Genomic DNA, 18,595 nt, shown 5'->3' on the forward strand with positions numbered 1-18,595 from the left:
GTGCACTACTTCGTGTCGCTACTCCCACCCCCTTGCAGGGGGCCGTGCCAGCGGCCCGGCAAAGCCGGTTCCGCGGCACGCCTGAAAGGGACTCACAGAAATGAACTTGCCACTTTCCCGCTACGCGCAGCTCGCGGGCCGCGAAATCCACTGGCTCGACTGGGGCGCGCCAGAGGCGCCGGTGGTCATCGCATGGCACGGCCTGGCGCGCACCTGCCGCGACATGGACGAACTGGCGCAGCACTTCGCCTCGCGCGGCTTCCGTGTGATCTGTCCTGACACCATCGGCCGCGGCCTGAGCCAGTGGAGCCCACTGCCCGACGAGGAGTACAAACTCTCGTTCTATGCGCGCATCGCCAATGCGCTGTGCGACGAACTGCAGCTCGGGCGTGTGCATTGGGTCGGCACCTCGATGGGCGGCGCCATCGGTACGGTCTGCGCGTCGGGCCTGTTCGAGCCGCGCATGAAGGCACGCATCGCGAGCCTGGTGCTCAACGACAACGCGCCCGAACTGGCGCAGCCGGCCATCGAGCGCATCCGCGCCTATGCGGGCGAGCCGCCGTCGTTCGATACGGTGGCCGAGCTGGAGGCCTTCTTCCGCACGGTCTACAAGCCCTACGGCTGGCTCAGCGATGCGCAATGGAGGCGCCTGACCGAAAGCTCCACGCGCCGGCTGGCCGACGGCCGCGTCACGCCGCACTACGACCCGGCCATGGTCCGCCAGTTCAGTGCGCACGACAACGACTACCTGATCTGGCCGCACTACGACACCATCGAGGTGCCGGTGCTGTGCCTGCGTGGCGCGGAGTCGGACCTCGTACTGCCCGAGGTGACGCAGCAGATGCAGCAGCGAGGGCCGGGCGCCGCCGGGTTGCTGAAGGTCGTCGAAATCCAGGGGTGCGGCCACGCGCCCGCGCTCAACGTGCCGGAACAACTGGAGCTGATCGAAGGGTTTATTCGCGCGGCCGGATCCTGAGGCTCGGGCGGCGTGACAATCGCCGCCGATTCCAACCACAAGGCCTCGAACACCATGGCGCTCTCGATGTACGATCTGTCCGTGCCCGTCTTCATCCGCGGACTCGGACAACTCACCCATTTTCTCGACAAGAGCCTGGTGCATGCCAAGGCCAACGGCATCGATCCGGCCACGCTGGTCGAGGCGCGCCTCGCGCCCGACATGCTCACGCTGGCCGGCCAGATCCAGCGCGCGAGCGACGCGTCGAAGCTGGGTACGGCCCGTATCACGGGCATCACCGCGCCGAGCTTTCCCGATGAGGAAAATACCTGGGACGACCTGGTGGCGCGCATCGCGAAGACGCAGGACTTCCTCGCGAGCGTGGACCGGGCGCTGATCGACGGCCAGGAGGAGCGGCCCGTGACCATCAAGGCCCGCGAGGGCGAGGCGCATTTCACCGCGCAGCGCTACCTGCTGCAGTTTGCGCTGCCCAACTTCTTCTTCCACGTGACCACGGCCTACGACGTGCTGCGCCACAAGGGCATGCCGATCGGCAAGATGGACTTTCTGGGCAAGTTCTGAAGACCGGGCGCCCTCACGGCGCCGGGACAAACTTCAAATTGCCGTGACACATGCGCACGCAGCGCGTGCGCCGCAAACAATCGCGCCTGACCGCTGTCGGTCTGACACGAACAAGGTTGCGATCATGAAGAGCATGGTGTCCAGAAGGGCGTTCTCGGGGTTCGCCGTGGGGGCCTCGGCGCTTGTCGCGGCAACAGGCGGCGCGTGGCCGGCGCGCAGTGCACTGGCCGCGTCGCCGGGCCTGCGCGACTACGGCAAGGCGCCCGAGTTCGCGGGCATCGACAAGTGGCTCAACTCGGAGCCTCTCACGCTTCAGGGGCTGGCCGGCAAGGTGGTGCTGGTCGATTTCTGGACCTATTCCTGCATCAACTGCATCCGTACGCTGCCGCACGTGGTGCGCTGGTACGAGAAGTACAAGGAACAGGGCTTCGTGGTGGTGGGCGTGCACTCGCCCGAGTTCGCGTATGAAAAATCGACGCGCAACGTGCAGGACGCGATCGAGCGCTTCAACATCCGCTACCCGGTGGCGCAGGACAACAGCTTCACCACCTGGAGGGCCTACAACAACCAGTACTGGCCAGCGTTCTATCTGGTCGACAGCAAGGGGCAGGTGATGCGGCAGCACTTCGGCGAAGGGGAGTACGCCGAGATGGAGGCCGCCATCGAGGTGTTGCTGGCGCGCAGGCCGGCGGGTTGAGCGCGACCGGTCATTCCGGCGACGAGACGATGCGCTTCATGTCGCGACGGATGTCTGTTGCGTGGGCCAGCCCGCCAGGTTGCGTTCGGCGATGTTCGCGAGCGCAGTGATCCATGCCGGGCTGTCGTTGAGGCAGGGGATATAGCTGAAGGCCTGGCCGCCCGCGTGCATGAAGGCTTCGCGGCCTTCCATGGCGATTTCTTCGAGCGTCTCCAGGCAATCGGCCGGGAAGCCCGGGCACACCACGTCGACCCGCTTGATGCCGGCGGCACCGAGTTCGCGCAGCGTGGGCTCGGTGTAGGGCTCGAGCCACTTGGCGCGGCCGAAGCGCGACTGGAAGGTGACGCGGTGCTGGGCGGCCGTGAGGCCGAGCCGCGCCGCGAGCAGGCGCGCGGTCTCGAGGCACTGCGACTGGTACGGATCGCCCAGCGCGATGTTGCGCGCGGGAATGCCGTGGAAGCTCATCAGCAGCACTTCGCCGCGGCCTTCGGCCTTCCAGTGCTTCTCGAGGCCTTGCGCCAGCGCTTCGATGTAGGCCGGGTCGTCGTGGTAGTCGTTGACGAAGCGGAACTCCGGCAGGCGGCGCTGCCTGCGGCTCCAGTCGTTCACCGCGTCGATCACGCTGGCCGTGGTGGTGGCCGAGTATTGCGGGTAGGCCTGCAGCACCAGCACGCGCGTGGCGCCTTCGGCCTGCAGTGCGTCGAGGCGGGAAGCGATGGACGGGTTGGCATAGCGCATCGCGTCGCGCACCGTCACGCGGTGGCCGCGCTCGCCAAGCCAGCCGGCCAGCAGCGTGGCCTGCTTCTGCGTAAACACTTTCAGGGGGGAGCCCTCGGGCATCCAGATGCTCGCGTACTTGGCGGCCGACTTCGCCGGGCGCGTGCGCAGGATGATGCCGTGCAGGATCAATGCCCAGATTGCCTTCGGGATTTCGACCACGCGCGGGTCGCCCAGGAAGTCGGCGAGATAGGGTCGAACGGCGGCTGCGGTGGGCGCGTCGGGCGAACCCAGGTTGCACCAAAGCACAGCGGTGCGCGGGGTACTCGAAGAGGCGTTCTCGTGGGTCGAAGGCATGCGATATTCTCGGGCATGACTTCCGCTTCCCCGGTGCCTGCGGGCGCCGCGCCCCTCGATCTCAAGCGCATCTCGGCGATCTCTCTCGACCTCGACGACACCCTGTGGCCGATCTGGCCGACCATCGAACGCGCCGAGGCCGTGCTGCATGCATGGCTGCTGCGCGAGGCGCCGAAGACGGCGTCGCTGCTGATGACGCCAGGCATCCTGCGCGAGCTGCGCGAAGCCACAGCCAAGGAGCGCTCCGACCTCGCGCATGACCTGAGCGCATTGCGCCGCGAGTCGATCCGCACCGCGCTCACGCGGGCTGGCGAAGACCCGGCGCTGGCCGATCCGGCCTTCGACGCCTTCTTCGCAGAGCGCCAGCGCGTGACGCTGTACGACGACGCGCTGCCCGCGCTGAAGTGGCTCAGCGAGCGCTATCCGCTGGTCGCGGTCTCGAACGGCAATGCAGACATCCACAAGACCGGCGTCGGCCGCTGGTTTCGCACCGCCTTCAATGCACGCGCCTTCGGCAGCGGCAAGCCGCACGCGCCGATCTTCCGCGCCGCCGCCGCTTCGGTCGGCCTGTTGCCGAAGGACGTGCTGCACGTCGGCGACGACGCCGAGCTCGACGTGGTGGGCGCGCTCAACGCCGGCATGCAGGCGGCCTGGCTGGTGCGCGACGAGCGGCCCTGGGTGCATGGCGCGCGGCCGCAGCTGATCGTGCCCAACCTGCACGCGCTGTGCATGGCACTGGGCGGCTGAGCGCTACTTGAAGACCGGTCGGAAGAAGCTGCGTTCGTAGCTGAGAAAGCAGCGCGTGTCCTGCGCGTACTTGAACGCGGCCTGGCATTCGGGGTCCTGCATCGAGTCGGCGCGGTATTTCTCGTAAGCGGCCAGGCTCGGGAAACTGAACATCGCCAGCGCCACGTCGTTCGCCCCCTCGGAGGGCAGGAAGTAGCCGTGGTGCTGGCCGCCGAACTTCTCGACCAGCGGAAGCCAGAGCCTGCCGTAGTGCTCGAACTCCTTGAGCTTGTAGGGGTCGACGATGTAGCGCAGGTAGCAGGTGACCATGAATGTTGTTCCGGCTGTCAGGGGGTATTGCCGCCGCGTCTGCGGCGATTCATGGGCCTGACTATAGTTTGCGCCTCGACGTCTCGCGGCTGCACTCCGGCCAGGAAAACCCCACATGCATTTCTCCAACTGGCTTCTCTTCTGCGGCGTGACGCTGCTCGTGGTGTTCACGCCGGGTCCGGCCGTGCTGCTCGCCGTCTCGAATTCGATGAGCGTGGGTCCGCGCCGCGCGATGATCGGTTCGCTCGGCAACGCGATGGGGCTGTTCATGGTCTCCGCCGCGTCAATGGCCGGGCTGGGCGTGGTGCTCTCCACCTCGGCCAATGCGTTCATGGTGCTGAAGGTGGCCGGCGCGGCCTACCTGATCTATCTGGGCATCAAGCAGTGGCGCAGCCAGGGCAGCGTGTTCGCCGACCTGCAGGGCACGTCGGCCGAGGGTTCGCCGCGCTCCAGTTGGCGGCTGTTCGGGCACGGCCTGACGGTGGCGCTCACAAACCCGAAGGGCATTCTTTTCTTCTCGGCGCTGTTTCCGCAGTTCCTGACGCAGGACGCACCGCTCGTCATGCAGTTCGCGGTATTGACAACCACCTTCGCGACGGCCGCGGTGCTGTCGCATGGGTTCTATGTGCTGCTGGCGCGCCTGCTGCGCAAGCAGCTGTCGGACCCGCGCCGCACGCGGGTTTTCAACAAGTTGTCGGGCGGGGCGTTCGTGCTGCTGGGGCTGAGCCTGCTGCGCCTGCGCAACAAGGCGGCCTGATCTTTTTCAGTCCAGCGCGAACTGCTCGCGCAGCGCGGCGCAGAAATCGGCGGTGCCGCTCAGCGAGAGGGTGAGGGTGTCGAAGCGCGGGTTGTCTTCGTGCGTCTGCTGCAGGTCGTAGTCCCAGGTCGCGCCTTCGTCGAGGGCGCCGCGCGCATGGGGAAACGTGGCTTCGGCCCAGTCGAGCACCTGCGCGATTTCAGCTTGCACTTCGGGTGTCTTGTCCGGCGTGGTCGACGCCATCGCGTCGAAGGTGCCGTGGCCTTCGGTGTCCTCGCTGTAGTCGAAGTCGAGATAGCGCAGTTCGGTCGTCATGCGTTCAATGCCTTCGCCGCTGCCAGTCCGCTGAGCACCGCGCCCTCCAGCGTGGCGGGGTAGGGGCCTTCGATGTAGTCGCCGCAGGCTCGCAGGCCGGGGGCAATGTCCATGGGCGGCCGCGACAGCCCGGGGCTGCAGGCGAATGTGGCGCGCTTCTCGACCACGGTCTGCACGAGCTGCAGCTTCGTCTGGCCCAACTGCGCAACCGCTTGCGCGATCACCTGTTCTTCCAGCGCTTCGCGCGGCGTTTCGTTGGCGCTTACGACCATGGCGAGCACTCCGGGCAGGCCGCTGAGCTGGCCCCGATCGAACGCGAATTGGGCGGGTGCGCTGGCCGGATCGCTGCGCAGCGCGAGCATCGGTTCGGCGAGCGGCGTCGCACCGCGCACGTAGACCGTGGCGATGGCTTCGAAGCGCAGGGCTTCGGTGGTTTCGCACCAGCGCTCGGCCGGCAGTCCGGATGCGCGGACCAGCCGCGCAGCATCCCATGGCGCGCAAGCCAGCACGACCTTGTCGAAGACCTCGTCGTCGACGCGCCACTGTCCGGCTTCAGGCGCGATGGCACGCACACGGGCGCCGATGCGCACTGCCGCGCCGTGCTCCGTCAGCCATTGGATGGCGGCATCGGGCATCAGGGCGCCGAGGTCGGCGCATGGCAGCAGCAGGTCGGCGCCGCCGCTGCCGCTGAACAAGGCGTCGTTCAGCACGCGCAGGAACACCTCGCCGCTCGATTGCGCGACGGGCGTGTTCAATGCGGAAACGCACAGCGGCTCGATCAATTCCTGCATCACGCGCGGCGTGAGGCCGGCGCACAGGTCTGCGACCGTGGTACTGCTGGCGCAGCGAAAGCCTGCCAGCCGCCACCGGATCGCGGTGCGCAGCAGCGACGACTTGTCGCGCCACGTCCAGCCGCGCGCCGTGAAGATGCCGGCCAGCAGGTCGAGCGGCGCAGGCAGCCGCGGCAACTTGAGCCCGCCGCCATCGGCGAAGCGCAGCGAGAGAGGCATGCGCAGCAGCGCGCCATCGACGTCCACGCCGACGTCTCGCATGAGCTTCAGCGTGGCGGTGTACGCGCCGATCAGGATGTGCTGGCCGTTGTCGAGCGCCAGCCCGTGCATGTTGTCGACCCGACGTGCGCGCCCGCCCGGCATGTGCGCGGCCTCGAACAGCGTCACGGCGTGCCCGAGCCGCGTGGCCTCCACCGCGCAGGCGAGGCCGGCCCATCCCGCGCCGATGACGGCGATTCTCATGGACACTGGTTTGCGGCGCCGAAGTGGCCGTCCTCGCGACACGACAGTGATCCGGCCCCATTTCCAGAAACACCGAGGAACCGGCTTTGCCGGGCCTCAGGTGTTGCCCCCGGCAGGGGGGAGGCGAAGCGACACGAAGTGCGCGAAGCCTGGGGGCGAGTCATATCCTCCCCAGCGCCTGAACCTTCCAGGCCAGCCAGAACTTGCGCACCGGCGTCAGGCTCACGCGCTGGTTGAGCACCTGGAAGTTGTCGCGCTCGATCTCGCGCAGCAAGGTGCGGTAGATGCTGGCCATCATCAGCCCGGGCTTCTGCGCGCGGCGATCGGCCAGCGGAAGCAGCGCGAGCGCTTCGTCGTACGCCGCGTGGGCGCGCTCGGACTGGAACTTCATCAGCGCGACGAAGCGATCGGAGTGCACGCGGTTGAGGATCTCGTGCGCCTTCACGTCGAACTTCTGCAACTCGTTCACCGGCAGGTAGATGCGTCCGCGCAGGGCGTCCTCGCCCACGTCGCGCAGGATGTTGGTGAGCTGGAGTGCCAGGCCGAGCTTGTGGGCGTAAGCGGTGGTCTGCGGATCGGTCTGGCCGAAGATGCGCGCCGCGACTTCGCCGACCACGCCGGCCACCAGGTGGCAGTAGCGCGCAAGGCCGGGAAAGTCGAGATACCGGGTCTGCTCGAGGTCCATCTGGCAGCCGTCGATCACTTCGTTGAGCTGGCGTGCCTCGATACCGTAGGCCGCGGCATGCGGCATCAACGCCTGCATCACTGGATGGCGCGGCGTGCCTGCGAACGACTGGGCGACCTCGGTGCGCCACCAGGCGAGCTTGGTGGCGGCCACGCCGGGGTCGGAGACCTCGTCGACCACGTCGTCGACCTCGCGGCAGAACGCATAGAAGGCCGTGATCGCGGCGCGGCGCGGCTTGGGAAGGAACAGGAAGGCGTAATAGAAACTGCTGCCCGAGGCGGCGGCCTTGTCTTGTACGTATTGCTCGGGATTCATCGGGGAGGCGCTGCTTTCATGGGCCGCAATTGTCTCCGCATCCGCATGGCCTTCCAGAGCAGCACGGGCGCATCGAATTTGCCGATGGTGGGGCGCTGCGAGAAGGTGTCGAAGCCCAGGGCCTCGATCTTGTCGAGGATGCGCAGGCCGCCCTGCACCACGAGGCGCAGCTCCCAGCCGGCGCGGCCCGGCAGGCGGTGCACGAGAGGGGCGCCCTCGTGCATGAGTTCGCGCGCCCAGTGCGACACGATCGCCATCAGGTTGATGGCCTCCTGCGGAGGCGGGCCGCTCGCGAGCGGCGCAAAAACCTTGAAGTTCTCGCGTGTCAGGCTGCGCCGCTCGCAGTCGGCCAGCGGAAAGTAGAAGCGGTCGCGCGGCAGGTCGACGCTCGGGTCCTGCCAGAAATTGACGAGCTGCAGCGCGCTGCAGATGGCGTCGCTCTGAGAGAGGGCCTGTGCGTCGTGCACGCCGTAGAGATGCAGCAGCAGGCGGCCGATCGGGTTGGCGGAGCGGCGGCAGTAGTCGAGCAGCTCGGCGCGGTCGGCGTATGTACCGCGATCGCGGGTCTTCTCGATGTCCTGCATGAAGGCGCTCAGCAGGTCGGCGAGCAGGTCTTCGGGCAGGCCGTATCGGGCGATGCTGTGGGCCAGCGGCCCGAACACCTGTGGCCAGCGCGATGCGGGCAGCACCTCGCCCCGGGCGGCGGCGGCGAGTTCCTCGCGGTAGGCATTCAGGTCGGCCAGGCGTTCGCCGGGCGAGGCATTGCCTTCATCGGCGATGTCGTCGGCGGTGCGCGCGAAGTGGTAGATGGCGGCGATCGGCGGGCGCAGGTGCGGCGGACACAGCCAAGAGGCGACCGGAAAGTTCTCGTAGTGCGCGGACGGCGCGGCAAGGTGGGGAGTGGCGGACACGCCACGATTGTCAGCGACGACGCCATGCTCCGGCACTATGCTCGCAGCGTCGCCACTCTGAATTCCCCGCTTCATGAAAGCATCCGCTCCGGCTTCCGGGCCCCAGGTTTCCGCGTACGGCGAGGCGGCGCACCCGAAAGGCCCGGTGCTCATGATCGCGGCCCTGGGCGTCGTGTTCGGCGACATCGGCACCTCGCCGCTGTATGCCTTCAAGGAAACGATGAACCCCGAGCACGGCATCCCGTTCTCGGCCGATTCGGTGCTGGGGCTGCTCTCCCTGATCTTCTGGGGGCTGATGTTCGTGGTGACGCTGAAGTACGTGGTGTTCGTGCTGCGCGCCGATCACGACGGCGAGGGCGGTATCCTGGCGTTGCAGGCCCTGGCACGCAGCGCGGTGGCCGGACCGAAGACCAAGCCCTGGGTGTGGAACGTGATCGGCATGCTGGGCCTGGTGGGCGCGGCCATGTTCTACGGCGACAGCCTGATCACGCCGGCCATCTCGGTGCTCTCGGCGGTGGAAGGGCTGGAGGTGCAGGCGCCGGTGCTGCAGCGCGTGGTGATTCCGATCACGATCATGATCCTGATCGCGCTGTTCGCGCTACAGAAGAAGGGCACGGGCGTGGTCGGCAAGGTGTTCGGGCCGATCATGCTGCTGTGGTTCCTGGTGCTGGCCGCGGCCGGCCTGTGGCAGGTGCTGCAGCAGCCGCAGGTTCTGGCGGCGCTCGATCCGCGGCGGGCCGTGGGCTTTCTCGTCGAGCACCGGGCGCAGTCGCTGGCGGTGCTGGGCGCGGTGTTCCTGGCTTTCACGGGCGGCGAGGCGCTGTATGCGGACATGGGGCACTTCGGTGCGCGGCCGATCCGGCTGGCATGGCTGTTCATCGCGCTGCCGGGGCTGGTGCTGAACTACTTCGGGCAGGGCGCGCTGGTGCTGGCCAACCCCGGCGCCATCGACAACCCCTTCTTCCGGCTCTTTCCCTCGTGGGGCGTGCTGCCGATGGTGGTGCTGGCCGCGATGGCCACGGTGATCGCCTCGCAGGCGGTCATCTCGGGCGCCTTCTCGCTCACGGCGCATGCGATGCGCATGGGCTACCTGCCGCGCATGCGGGTGATCCAGACCTCGGGTGCGGCCATCGGGCAGATCTACGTGCCAGCCGTGAACTGGATGCTGATGGTGGGCGTGCTGCTGCTGGTGCTGGGCTTCCGCAGCTCGAGCGCGCTGTCGGCGGCGTACGGCATCGCGGTGTCGATCACGATGGTGACGACCACGCTGCTGGCCGGCATCGTGGCCTGGGGGCTGTGGCGCTGGAACAAGGTGGCGGTGGTGGTCGGCGTGGCGGCCTTCGCTGTGGTCGACCTGACCTTCGTGATCGCCAACAGCCTTAAGGTCGCTGAGGGCGGCTGGCTCACCTTGGCGGTGGCCGTGGTGGTGATGGTGGTGTTCACCACCTGGGCCAAGGGCCGTCGCCTGGGGCTGGAGGCGGCCGCGGCCGAGAGCCTGCCGCTGCGGCCGTTCGTCGAGTCGCTGGCGCTGCACATGCCGCACCGGGTGAGCGGAACGGCGGTATTCCTGAACCCCGACGCCACCGCGGTGCCGCACGCGCTGCTGCACAACCTCAAGCACAACCAGGTGCTGCACGAGCAGGTGATCGTGCTGCGCGTGCTGCCTTGCGACACGCCGCGCGTCGACGCACGCATCCGCATCGAGGCAGAGCAACTGATGGACGGCATCTGGATGGTCACGGCGCGCCACGGCTTCATGGAGCGGCCCGACGTGCCGGAATTCATCCGCATCCTGGCCTACCAGAAGACGCTGGCGATCGATTCGATGAAGACCTCCTACTTCGTTTCGCGCGCCTCGATCGGCGAGGAAACCCTGCCTGGCATGAACCCGATCCGGCGTGCCCTGTTCGGCTGGCTGCAGCGCAACGCGGGGCGCGCTTCGGACTATTTCGAGCTGCCTGACAACCGCCTCGTGGAGATGGGCCAACGAACCTAGTGACCGGCGGGTCATTGACAGTGCTTCACGTTTACCCTAAATTACTAACCAGTAGGTCATTAATGATCCGGTTCGTCCTTTCCAGGGTGTCTCATGACCGCCTCCGCCTTCTTCTCGTCCCGTGTCCGCAGCGCCGCATGGCTGCTGCTTCCCGCCATTTTTCTGGCCGGCTGCTCGCCGAAACCCGCCGCCGAGGACCCCGTGCGCGCGGTCAAGTTCGTGACCGTGGGCACGAGCGAATTCGATGCCCAGCCCGAGTTCTCGGCCGAGGTTCGGGCGCGTGTCGAATCGCGCCTGGGCTTCCGCGTGGCCGGCAAGATCACCAGGCGCCAGGCCGAACTCGGCCAGCATGTGCAGGCCGGCCAGGTGCTGGCCCAGCTCGATCCGCAGGACTACAAGCTCGCCGCTGAGGCCGCTCGAGCCCAGCAGGCCGCCGCGCTGACCAACCGCGATCTGGCGGCCGCCGACCTGAAGCGCTACACCGAACTGCGCCAGCAGAACTTCATCAGCGGCGCCGAGCTCGAGCGCCGCGAAACGACCTGGAAGGCCGCGCAGGCTCAGCTCGAACAAGCGCAGGCGCAGCTCGCCTCGCAGGGCAACCAGGCCAACTACACGACGCTGGTGGCAGACGTGGCCGGCATCATCACGGCCATCGAGGCCGAGCCGGGCCAGGTGGTGCAGGCCGGCACCCCGGTCGTGCGCATCGCACAGGACGGCGCGCGCGACGTGGTGTTCGCGGTGCCCGAAGACCGCGCCACGCTGATCAAGGCGGGGTCACCTGTCACGGTGCGCGGCTGGTCCGGCGGCAGCGAGCTGCAGGGCGAGGTGCGCGAAGTGGCGGCCAGCGCCGACGCGGTTACGCGCACCTACTCGGTCAAGGTCGCCATCGATGCGGCCGCCTCGCCGCCGCTCGGCGCCACGGTCTATGCGCGTCCGCAGGCGCTCGCGCATGGCACCACCGCGGTGATGAAGCTGCCGACCAGCGCACTGCGCCAGGAGGGCAAGGGCTCCGCCGTGTGGGTGCTCGACAAGCAGACCATGACGGTGCGTTCGCAGACTGTGCAGGTCGCCACGGCTGACGGCAACGAGGCGGTGATTGCAAGTGGTATCGCCCCCGGCATGATGGTCGTGGCTGCGGGCGTGCACGTGCTGTCGCCTGGGCAGAAGGTCACCATCTACCAGTCCAAGGAGGCGGCCGCGGCCGCCGCCAATGCCGGTGCGAAGGACTCGGCACAGCCCGTGGCGGCTGTCGCTGCGACGAACAAGGAGATCGCAGCGGGTGCCGCCAAATGAGCGGCGGCGCAGCAACTCCCCCCGCTGAAAAGCCCGCCGGCTTCAATCTCTCCAAGTGGGCGCTGGACCACGCGCCCCTCACGCGCTACCTGATGGTGGTGCTGATGGTGCTGGGTGCCTTCGCGTACTTCCAGCTCGGCCAGGACGAGGACCCGCCGTTCACTTTCCGCGCGATGGTGGTGCGCACCTACTGGCCCGGCGCCACCGCGCAGCAAGTAGCCGAGCAGGTCACCGACAAGCTCGAACGCACGCTGCAGGAAGCGCCGTACGCCGACAAGATCCGCAGCTACTCGAAGCCCGGCGAGTCGCAGATCATCTTCAACATCAAGGACTCGTCGAAGTCCACCGAGGTGGCCAACGTCTGGTACACGGTGCGCAAGAAAATCGGCGACATGCGCGCGACCTTGCCCGCCGGCGTGCAGGGCCCGTTCTTCAATGACGACTTCGGCGATGTCTATGGCGTGATCTACGCGCTGGAAAGCGAAGGCTTCAGCTACGCCGAGCTCAAGACGCTGGCCGACGACACGCGCCAGCAGCTGCTGCGCGTGAAGGACGTGGCCAAGGTCGACCAGTTCGGCGTGCAGGACGAGAAGGTCTACATCGAGATCTCGCAGAAGCGCCTGGCGCAGCTGGGGCTCGATTTCAACGCGGTGCTGGCGCAGCTTGGCTCGCAGAACGCGATCGAGAGCGCGGGCTCGATCCAGTCGCCGCTCGACGTGGTGCAGGTGCGCGTGGCCGGCCAGTTCACCAGCGTGGACCAGCTGCGCGAGATGCCCATCCGCGGCAGCTCGGGCAGCCAGATCAAGCTCGGCGACATCGCCGACATCCATCGCGGCTACATCGATCCGCCGGCGGTCAAGGTGCACCACCAGGGCAAGGAAGTGATCGCACTTGGCGTGTCGATGGCCAAGGGCGGCGACATCATCGCGCTGGGCAAGGCGCTGAAGGCCACCACCGCCACCATCGACCAGCGCCTGCCGGCCGGCGTGAAGCTGGCGCAGGTGCAGGACCAGCCGGTGTCGGTGGCCAGCTCGGTCAACGAGTTCGTCGGCGTGCTGATCGAAGCCGTGGCCATCGTGCTGGCCGTGAGCATCATCTCGCTGGGCCTGCACAAGGGCGGGCGCTTCGGCTGGTACATCGACATGCGACCCGGGCTGGTGGTGGCGATCACCATTCCGCTGGTGCTGGCCGTGACCTTCCTGGCGATGAACTACTTCGGCATCGGGCTGCACAAGATATCGCTGGGCTCGCTGATCATCGCGCTCGGCCTGCTGGTGGACGACGCGATCATTGCGGTCGAGATGATGGTGCGCAAGATGGAAGAGGGCTACGACAAGGTCCGCGCCGCCACCTTCGCCTACGACGTGACGGCCAAGCCGATGCTCACGGGCACGCTCATCACGGCCGCGGGCTTCCTGCCGATCGGCATCGCCAAGTCGGTGACGGGCGAGTACACCTTCGCGATCTTCGCGGTGACGGTGATCGCGCTGGTGCTGTCGTGGATCGTCTCGGTGTACTTCGTGCCCTACCTCGGCACGCTCTTGCTGAAGGTGAAGCCGCACGACCCCGAGGCGCCGCCGCACGAGCTGTTCGACACGGCCTTCTACAACGCCTTCCGCCGCGCGGTGAACTGGTGCGTGCAGCACCGCTGGATGACCATCGGCGCCACGGTGCTGATCTTCGCGCTCGGCATCTTCGGCATGGGTAAGGTGCAGCAGCAGTTCTTTCCGGATTCGAGCCGGCCCGAGATCCTGGTCGACATCTGGTTCCCCGAGGGCACCTCGTTCGCGGCCAACGAAGAGGTGGCCAAGCGCGTCGAGAAGCGTTTCATGCAGGAAGCTGGCGTGAAGACGGTCAGTACCTGGATCGGCTCGGGCGTGCCGCGTTTCTATCTGCCGTTGGACCAGGTGTTTCCGCAGACCAACGTGTCGCAGCTGATCGTGCTCGCCAAGGACCTGAAGGTGCGCGAGACGCTGCGCCTGAAGCTGCCGCAGGTGCTGGCGCAGGAATTTCCGGAGGTGCGCGGGCGCGTCAAGCTGCTGCCCAACGGGCCGCCGGTGCCGTACCCGGTGCAGTTCCGCGTGATCGGCACTGACCCGGCGCAGTTGCGCGGCCATGCCGACGAGGTGAAGGCCGTGCTGCGCGAGAACGCCAACATGCGCGGCGTGAACGACAACTGGAACGAATCGGTCAAGGTGATCCGCCTCGAAGTCGACCAGGCCAAGGCGCGCGCGCTCGGCGTGACGAGCCAGGCCATCGCGCAGGCCTCGAAGACCATGTTCAGCGGCACGACAGTGGGCCAGTACCGCGAGAACGACCTGCTGATCGACATCGTGCTGCGCCAGGCGCCCGACGAGCGCCAGGCCATCTCGGACATCGGCAACGCCTACATCCCAACCACCTCGGGCCGCTCGATTCCGCTCACGCAGATCGCCAAGCCCGTGTTCACCTGGGAGCCGGGCGTGATGTGGCGAGAGAACCGCGACTACGCCATCACCGTGCAGGGCGACGTGATCGAGGGACTGCAGGGCGCGACCGTGACGGCGCAACTGCTGCCGAAGTTGCGCCAACTCGAGGCCGGCTGGGTAGAGGCCGGGCAGGGCGGCTACCGCATCGAGGTGGCGGGCGCGGTGGAAGAAAGCAGCAAGGGCTCGGCCTCGATCGTGGCGGGCGTGCCGATCATGCTGTTCCTGGTGTTCACGCTGCTGATGCTGCAGCTGCACAGCTTCAGCCGCTCGCTGCTGGTGTTCGTCACCGGCCCGATGGGCATCGCCGGCGTGGCCGGTGCGCTGCTGGTACTGAACCGGCCCTTCGGCTTCGTGGCGCTGCTGGGCGTGATCGCGCTCATGGGCATGATCCAGCGCAACGCGGTGATCCTGATCGACCAGATCGAGCTCGACCGCGCGGCGGGCGTGCCGGCTTGGGACGCGATCGTGGAGTCGGCGGTGCGGCGGTTGCGGCCGATCGTGCTGACGGCCGCGGCGGCGGTGCTGGCCATGATCCCACTGTCGCGCAGCGTGTTCTGGGGCCCGATGGCCGTGGCCATCATGGGCGGCCTGATCGTCGCGACGGTGCTGACGCTGCTGGCCTTGCCGGCGATGTATGCCGCGGCATTTCGTGTGAAGCGGGAGCCGAAAGAGGCGCCGATTAGCGTTTAAAATCGAAAGCTGACCGATTTCAAGCGGATGGTCTTTGGCCCGTGGGGTTCCACGGCGCAAAGAGCCGTCCGCTTTTGCATTCACCTGAAGATTGGCATCGCGCGGGTGGCGAAATTGGTAGACGCACCAGGTTTAGGTCCTGACGTTCGCAAGAACGTGCCGGTTCGAGTCCGGCCCCGCGCACCAGCCTGCCGAGTAGCCCGTTCCATCGGGCATTGACGAAGCCCCCGTTTCGAGAGAGACGGGGGCTTTTTCTTTCTTGCGGGCCTTCACCAGTCGCTGTTGTCGCCGCCGCTGCTGCCCCCGTCGTCCCACGAACCGGTATCGGTGATGCCGAAGTCGTTGTCGACGATGCGTTCGGGCGCCTGGTCGGAGGAGGGCGAGGATGAAGGCCAGAGGCTGCGGCCCATCTCGGCGTTGCCGCTGTCGGCGACGTGAGATGTGTCGTTCCGATCGGTGTTGTCCGACCGGTTGTTCATCCAGTGGCGCACGGCCTCCTGGGCCACCACCGCGCCTATGCCCACCGCCGCACCGGTGGCCAGCGCCGAGCCCAGGCCCATGCGGGGAGCGGCTGCGGGAGGGGCCGCGGGCGCCCAGTTGCCGCCCGGCGCGTAGCTTCCGTATCCGGCGCCTGGTGCGCCCGCTGCAGGGCCGTACGACGGGGCTTGGGCTACAGCTTGGGCTACAGGCGGCGCCACCCGGCGACGGAAGGCGAGGTAGCCCACGACCAGCAAGCCCACGAGCGCGATCGGCAGCCATGGCGTCGAGCCGCTCTTGGCTTCGGTCTGCGGCGCGGCCGGGGCTGGTGTGCTCATGCGCGCGGGTTCGGTCCGGGTCGGTGCGGCGGCGGGCTTGTCGAGCTTGCTGGTCAGCCGCTCGACGGCCTCGGGCTTGGCGAAAGACAGGTCGGGCGCGAGCGCCTTCGCCTGGGCCAGCGCGCTTCGCGCGCCGTCGAGCTTGCCTTGCGCCGCGAGCAGTTCGGCCTGGACGAAATGAGCCTTGGCGCTTTTGGGGTGGTCCTTCAGCACCTTTGCGATCATGGTGTCGGCCTCGGCCATCCTGCCGCCGTTCGCGGCCTCGTAGATCTGCTGGATGGTGGGCTCGGCCGGGGCGGGCGAATCGGACTTGGCCTGTGCCAACGAGGGCATGCCGAATGCCACGATAAGGGTGAAGGTGAGGGCGGCGAACAGTCGCTGAAGCATGATTTTTCCTGTGCGTTCCTGTGGAGAGGGGACGAATCGGAACTGACTTTACGGCTGGAATATTGGTCAAGCCTGACCATCGTCCGCGCCGCGCCAGGGCCCCGTGAAAACCCGCTTTCCCGGCGGATTAGAATCTCGGGTTGCCCAGTTTTGCAGGCGGCACCCGCGTGCCTCCGCATAAATCCCGCCAGCGCGTGTAAGTCCTTGATCTGTATTGATAAAAAAGATGCAGGCCCCGCGCACCGGCCCCCTTACCAGGAAGACATCATGACCGTGACCGTTGAAACTCTCGAGAAGCTCGAACGCAAGATCACGCTGACCCTGCCGGTCGGCACCATCCAGAACGAAGTCGATTCGCGCCTCAAGAAGCTCGCGCGCACCGTCAAGATGGACGGCTTTCGTCCCGGCAAGGTGCCGATGAACGTGGTGGCCCAGCGCTATGGCTATTCGGTGCACTACGAAGTCATGAACGACAAGGTCGGCGAGGCCTTCTCGCAAGCGGCCAACGAAGCCAAGCTGCGCGTGGCCGGCCAGCCCCGCATCACCGAGAAGGAAGAGTCGCCCGAAGGCGAGCTGGCCTTCGACGCGGTGTTCGAAGTGTTCCCCGAAGTCAAGATCAACGACCTGACCGGCGCCGAAGTCGAGAAGCTCTCGGCCGAAGTGGGCGACGAAGCCATCGACAAGACGCTCGACATCCTGCGCAAGCAGCGCCGCACCTTCGCCCAGCGCGCGCAAGACGCCGTTGCGCAGGACGACGATCGCGTGACCGTCGACTTCGAAGGCAAGATCGACGGCGAGCCCTTCCAGGGCGGCAAGGCCGAAGACTTCCAGTTCGTGGTCGGCGAAGGCCAGATGCTGAAGGAATTCGAAGACGCCGTGCGCGGCATGAAGGCCGGCGACAGCCGCACCTTCCCGCTGTCGTTCCCGGCCGATTACCACGGCAAGGACGTGGCCGGCAAGCAGGCCGACTTCATGGTCACGCTGAAGAAGATCGAAGCCTCGCATCTGCCCGAAGTCAACGAACAGCTCGCCAAGTCGCTCGGCATCGCCGAAGCCACCGTCGAAGGCCTGCGCGCCGACATCAAGCGCAACCTCGAGCGCGAAGTGAAGTTCCGCCTGCTGGCACGCAACAAGAACGCCGTGATGGACGCTCTGGTGGCCAACGCCGAACTCGACCTGCCGAACGCCAGCGTGCAGTCGGAAGTCAACCGCATGGTCGAAGGCGCCCGCGCCGAACTGAAGCAGCGCGGCATCAAGGACGCCGACAAGGCTCCGATCCCCGACGAAGTGTTTCGCCCGCAAGCCGAGCGCCGCGTGCGCCTGGGCCTGGTGGTGGCCGAACTGGTGCGCGCCAACAACCTGCAGGCCAAGCCCGAGCAGATCAAGGCCCACATCGACGAGCTGGCCGCCAGCTACGAGAAGCCGGCCGACGTGGTGCGCTGGTACTTCAGCGACAACAACCGCCTGGCCGAAGTCGAAGCCGTGGTCATCGAGAACAACGTGACCGATTTCGTCCTGGGCAAGGCCAAGGTCAACGAAAAGTCGGTGTCGTTCGACGAGCTGATGGCGCAGCAGCAAGGTTGATCCGCCGCTCCGGTAACGCCAATGGGGCTTGTGCTTTGCGGCACGAGCCCCATTTCACTCAGGCGTACAGTTCAGAAACAGCGAACGATTCCATTTCTCGGAGAGCAAATTCATGAGCGCACAGGAAATCCAAGGCCTCGGCATGGTCCCGATGGTCATCGAGCAATCGGGCCGCGGCGAGCGGTCCTACGACATCTATTCGCGCCTCCTCAAGGAGCGCATCATTTTCCTGGTGGGCGAGGTCAACGACCAGACGGCCAACCTCGTCGTGGCGCAGTTGCTGTTCCTCGAGAGCGAGAACCCGGACAAGGACATCTCGTTCTACATCAACTCCCCGGGCGGCAGCGTGAGCGCCGGCATGGCGATCTACGACACCATGCAGTTCATCAAGCCCGACGTGTCGACCATGTGCCTCGGCTTCGCGGCCAGCATGGGCGCCTTCCTGCTGGCGGCCGGCGAGAAGGGCAAGCGCTTCTCGCTGCCCAACTCGAAGATCATGATCCACCAGGTGCTCGGCGGCGCACGCGGCCAGGCGACGGACATCGAGATCCATGCGCGCGACATCCTGCGCACCAAGGACCAGATGAACCGCATCCTGGCCGAACGCACCGGCCAGCCGCTGGAAAAAGTCAAGGCCGACACCGAACGCGACTATTTCCTGACGGCCGACGAGGCCAAGGAATACGGTCTGGTCGACCAGGTCGTTGCCAAGCGCGGTTAAAACTGCCCGGCGCCCTGTGGCGCAAAAGGCGAAAAACGGCG

General features: G+C 66.9%; 17 protein-coding genes and 1 tRNA gene. 11 read left to right on the plus strand and 7 right to left on the minus strand.

The genetic code is table 11. From position 1 onward, the window contains the following. Positions 1-100 precede the first annotated feature (100 nt). From ASD05_RS12360 to ASD05_RS12370, 3 genes are all read left to right on the plus strand, one after another. Complete coding sequence (locus ASD05_RS12360; RefSeq protein ID WP_056592386.1) at positions 101-976, plus strand: alpha/beta fold hydrolase; 876 nt, start codon at positions 101-103, stop codon at positions 974-976. 54 nt (positions 977-1,030) lie between these two features. Next, the gene (locus ASD05_RS12365) at positions 1,031-1,537 is read left to right on the plus strand and encodes a DUF1993 family protein (RefSeq protein ID WP_056594325.1); all 507 of its coding nucleotides are present in this window, start codon (positions 1,031-1,033) and stop codon (positions 1,535-1,537) included. 124 nt (positions 1,538-1,661) lie between these two features. Further along, entirely contained in the window at positions 1,662-2,234 is a 573-nt protein-coding gene (locus ASD05_RS12370) for a thioredoxin family protein (protein ID WP_056592389.1), read from the plus strand. A gap of 36 nt (positions 2,235-2,270) precedes the next feature. Here ASD05_RS12370 and hemH read toward each other — a convergent pair whose 3' ends face one another. Continuing rightward, on the minus strand, positions 2,271-3,308 hold the full coding sequence (gene hemH, locus ASD05_RS12375; protein ID WP_056592392.1) for a ferrochelatase: 1,038 nt from the start codon (positions 3,306-3,308) through the stop codon (positions 2,271-2,273). A gap of 15 nt (positions 3,309-3,323) precedes the next feature. Here hemH and ASD05_RS12380 point away from each other — a divergent pair, with 15 nt between their 5' ends. Further along, positions 3,324-4,055, plus strand: coding sequence for an HAD family hydrolase (locus tag ASD05_RS12380; protein WP_007829818.1), 732 nt, complete (start codon positions 3,324-3,326; stop codon positions 4,053-4,055). A gap of 3 nt (positions 4,056-4,058) precedes the next feature. Here ASD05_RS12380 and ASD05_RS12385 read toward each other — a convergent pair whose 3' ends face one another. Beyond that, complete coding sequence (locus ASD05_RS12385; protein ID WP_056592395.1) at positions 4,059-4,364, minus strand: NIPSNAP family protein; 306 nt, start codon at positions 4,362-4,364, stop codon at positions 4,059-4,061. A gap of 115 nt (positions 4,365-4,479) precedes the next feature. Between ASD05_RS12385 and ASD05_RS12390 the strand changes: the two genes are divergently transcribed. Next, on the plus strand, positions 4,480-5,121 hold the full coding sequence (locus tag ASD05_RS12390) for a LysE family translocator (protein WP_056592398.1): 642 nt from the start codon (positions 4,480-4,482) through the stop codon (positions 5,119-5,121). A 6-nt stretch (positions 5,122-5,127) separates the two neighbouring features. Here the strand turns inward: ASD05_RS12390 and ASD05_RS12395 are convergent, their stop codons facing one another. The 4 genes from ASD05_RS12395 to hpnC all read right to left on the minus strand — a co-directional run bounded on the left by ASD05_RS12395 (position 5,128) and on the right by hpnC (position 8,600). Beyond that, positions 5,128-5,436, minus strand: coding sequence for a hypothetical protein (locus tag ASD05_RS12395; protein ID WP_056592401.1), 309 nt, complete (start codon positions 5,434-5,436; stop codon positions 5,128-5,130). Next, positions 5,433-6,689: a hydroxysqualene dehydroxylase HpnE gene (hpnE, locus tag ASD05_RS12400; RefSeq protein ID WP_056592404.1), complete on the minus strand. Its 1,257-nt coding sequence runs from the start codon at positions 6,687-6,689 to the stop codon at positions 5,433-5,435. Before hpnE ends, ASD05_RS12395 begins: the two co-directional genes overlap by 4 nt. Before the next feature lie 160 nt (positions 6,690-6,849). Next, positions 6,850-7,689 (minus strand): presqualene diphosphate synthase HpnD, encoded by an 840-nt coding sequence (gene hpnD / locus ASD05_RS12405; RefSeq protein ID WP_056592407.1) that lies wholly within the window; start codon positions 7,687-7,689, stop codon positions 6,850-6,852. Further along, positions 7,686-8,600, minus strand: coding sequence for a squalene synthase HpnC (gene hpnC / locus ASD05_RS12410; protein WP_056592410.1), 915 nt, complete (start codon positions 8,598-8,600; stop codon positions 7,686-7,688). The genes hpnD and hpnC overlap by 4 nt, the downstream gene beginning before the upstream one ends. A 151-nt stretch (positions 8,601-8,751) precedes the next feature. On the opposite strand from hpnC, the gene ASD05_RS12415 reads away from it, so the two are divergent. The 4 genes from ASD05_RS12415 (at position 8,752) to ASD05_RS12430 (ending at position 15,233) form a co-directional block, all read left to right on the plus strand. Further along, entirely contained in the window at positions 8,752-10,596 is a 1,845-nt protein-coding gene (locus tag ASD05_RS12415; protein WP_056594328.1) for a potassium transporter Kup, read from the plus strand. Between the two features lie 93 nt (positions 10,597-10,689). Next, positions 10,690-11,889, plus strand: a complete 1,200-nt coding sequence (locus tag ASD05_RS12420) for an efflux RND transporter periplasmic adaptor subunit (RefSeq protein WP_056592413.1) — start codon at positions 10,690-10,692, stop codon at positions 11,887-11,889. Next, positions 11,886-15,047: an efflux RND transporter permease subunit gene (locus ASD05_RS12425; RefSeq protein ID WP_056592416.1), complete on the plus strand. Its 3,162-nt coding sequence runs from the start codon at positions 11,886-11,888 to the stop codon at positions 15,045-15,047. Before ASD05_RS12420 ends, ASD05_RS12425 begins: the two co-directional genes overlap by 4 nt. A gap of 99 nt (positions 15,048-15,146) precedes the next feature. Next, positions 15,147-15,233 (plus strand) — tRNA-Leu (locus ASD05_RS12430). 83 nt (positions 15,234-15,316) lie between these two features. Here ASD05_RS12430 and ASD05_RS12435 read toward each other — a convergent pair. Continuing rightward, a complete protein-coding gene (locus ASD05_RS12435; protein ID WP_056592419.1) occupies positions 15,317-16,249 on the minus strand; it encodes a hypothetical protein in 933 nt (310 codons plus the stop codon). A gap of 267 nt (positions 16,250-16,516) precedes the next feature. Between ASD05_RS12435 and tig the strand changes: the two genes are divergently transcribed. After that, positions 16,517-17,833 carry a trigger factor gene (gene tig, locus ASD05_RS12440; RefSeq protein ID WP_007829791.1) on the plus strand — a complete coding sequence of 439 codons (1,317 nt, stop codon included), beginning with the start codon at positions 16,517-16,519 and terminating at the stop codon, positions 17,831-17,833. 112 nt (positions 17,834-17,945) lie between these two features. Beyond that, positions 17,946-18,554, plus strand: a complete 609-nt coding sequence (gene clpP, locus ASD05_RS12445) for an ATP-dependent Clp endopeptidase proteolytic subunit ClpP (protein ID WP_056592422.1) — start codon at positions 17,946-17,948, stop codon at positions 18,552-18,554. The last annotated feature ends 41 nt before the right edge of the window (positions 18,555-18,595 follow it).

The sequence above is a fragment of the Variovorax sp. Root434 genome (assembly GCF_001426595.1).
In the GTDB taxonomy this organism is placed as follows: Bacteria; Pseudomonadota; Gammaproteobacteria; order Burkholderiales; family Burkholderiaceae_C; genus Variovorax.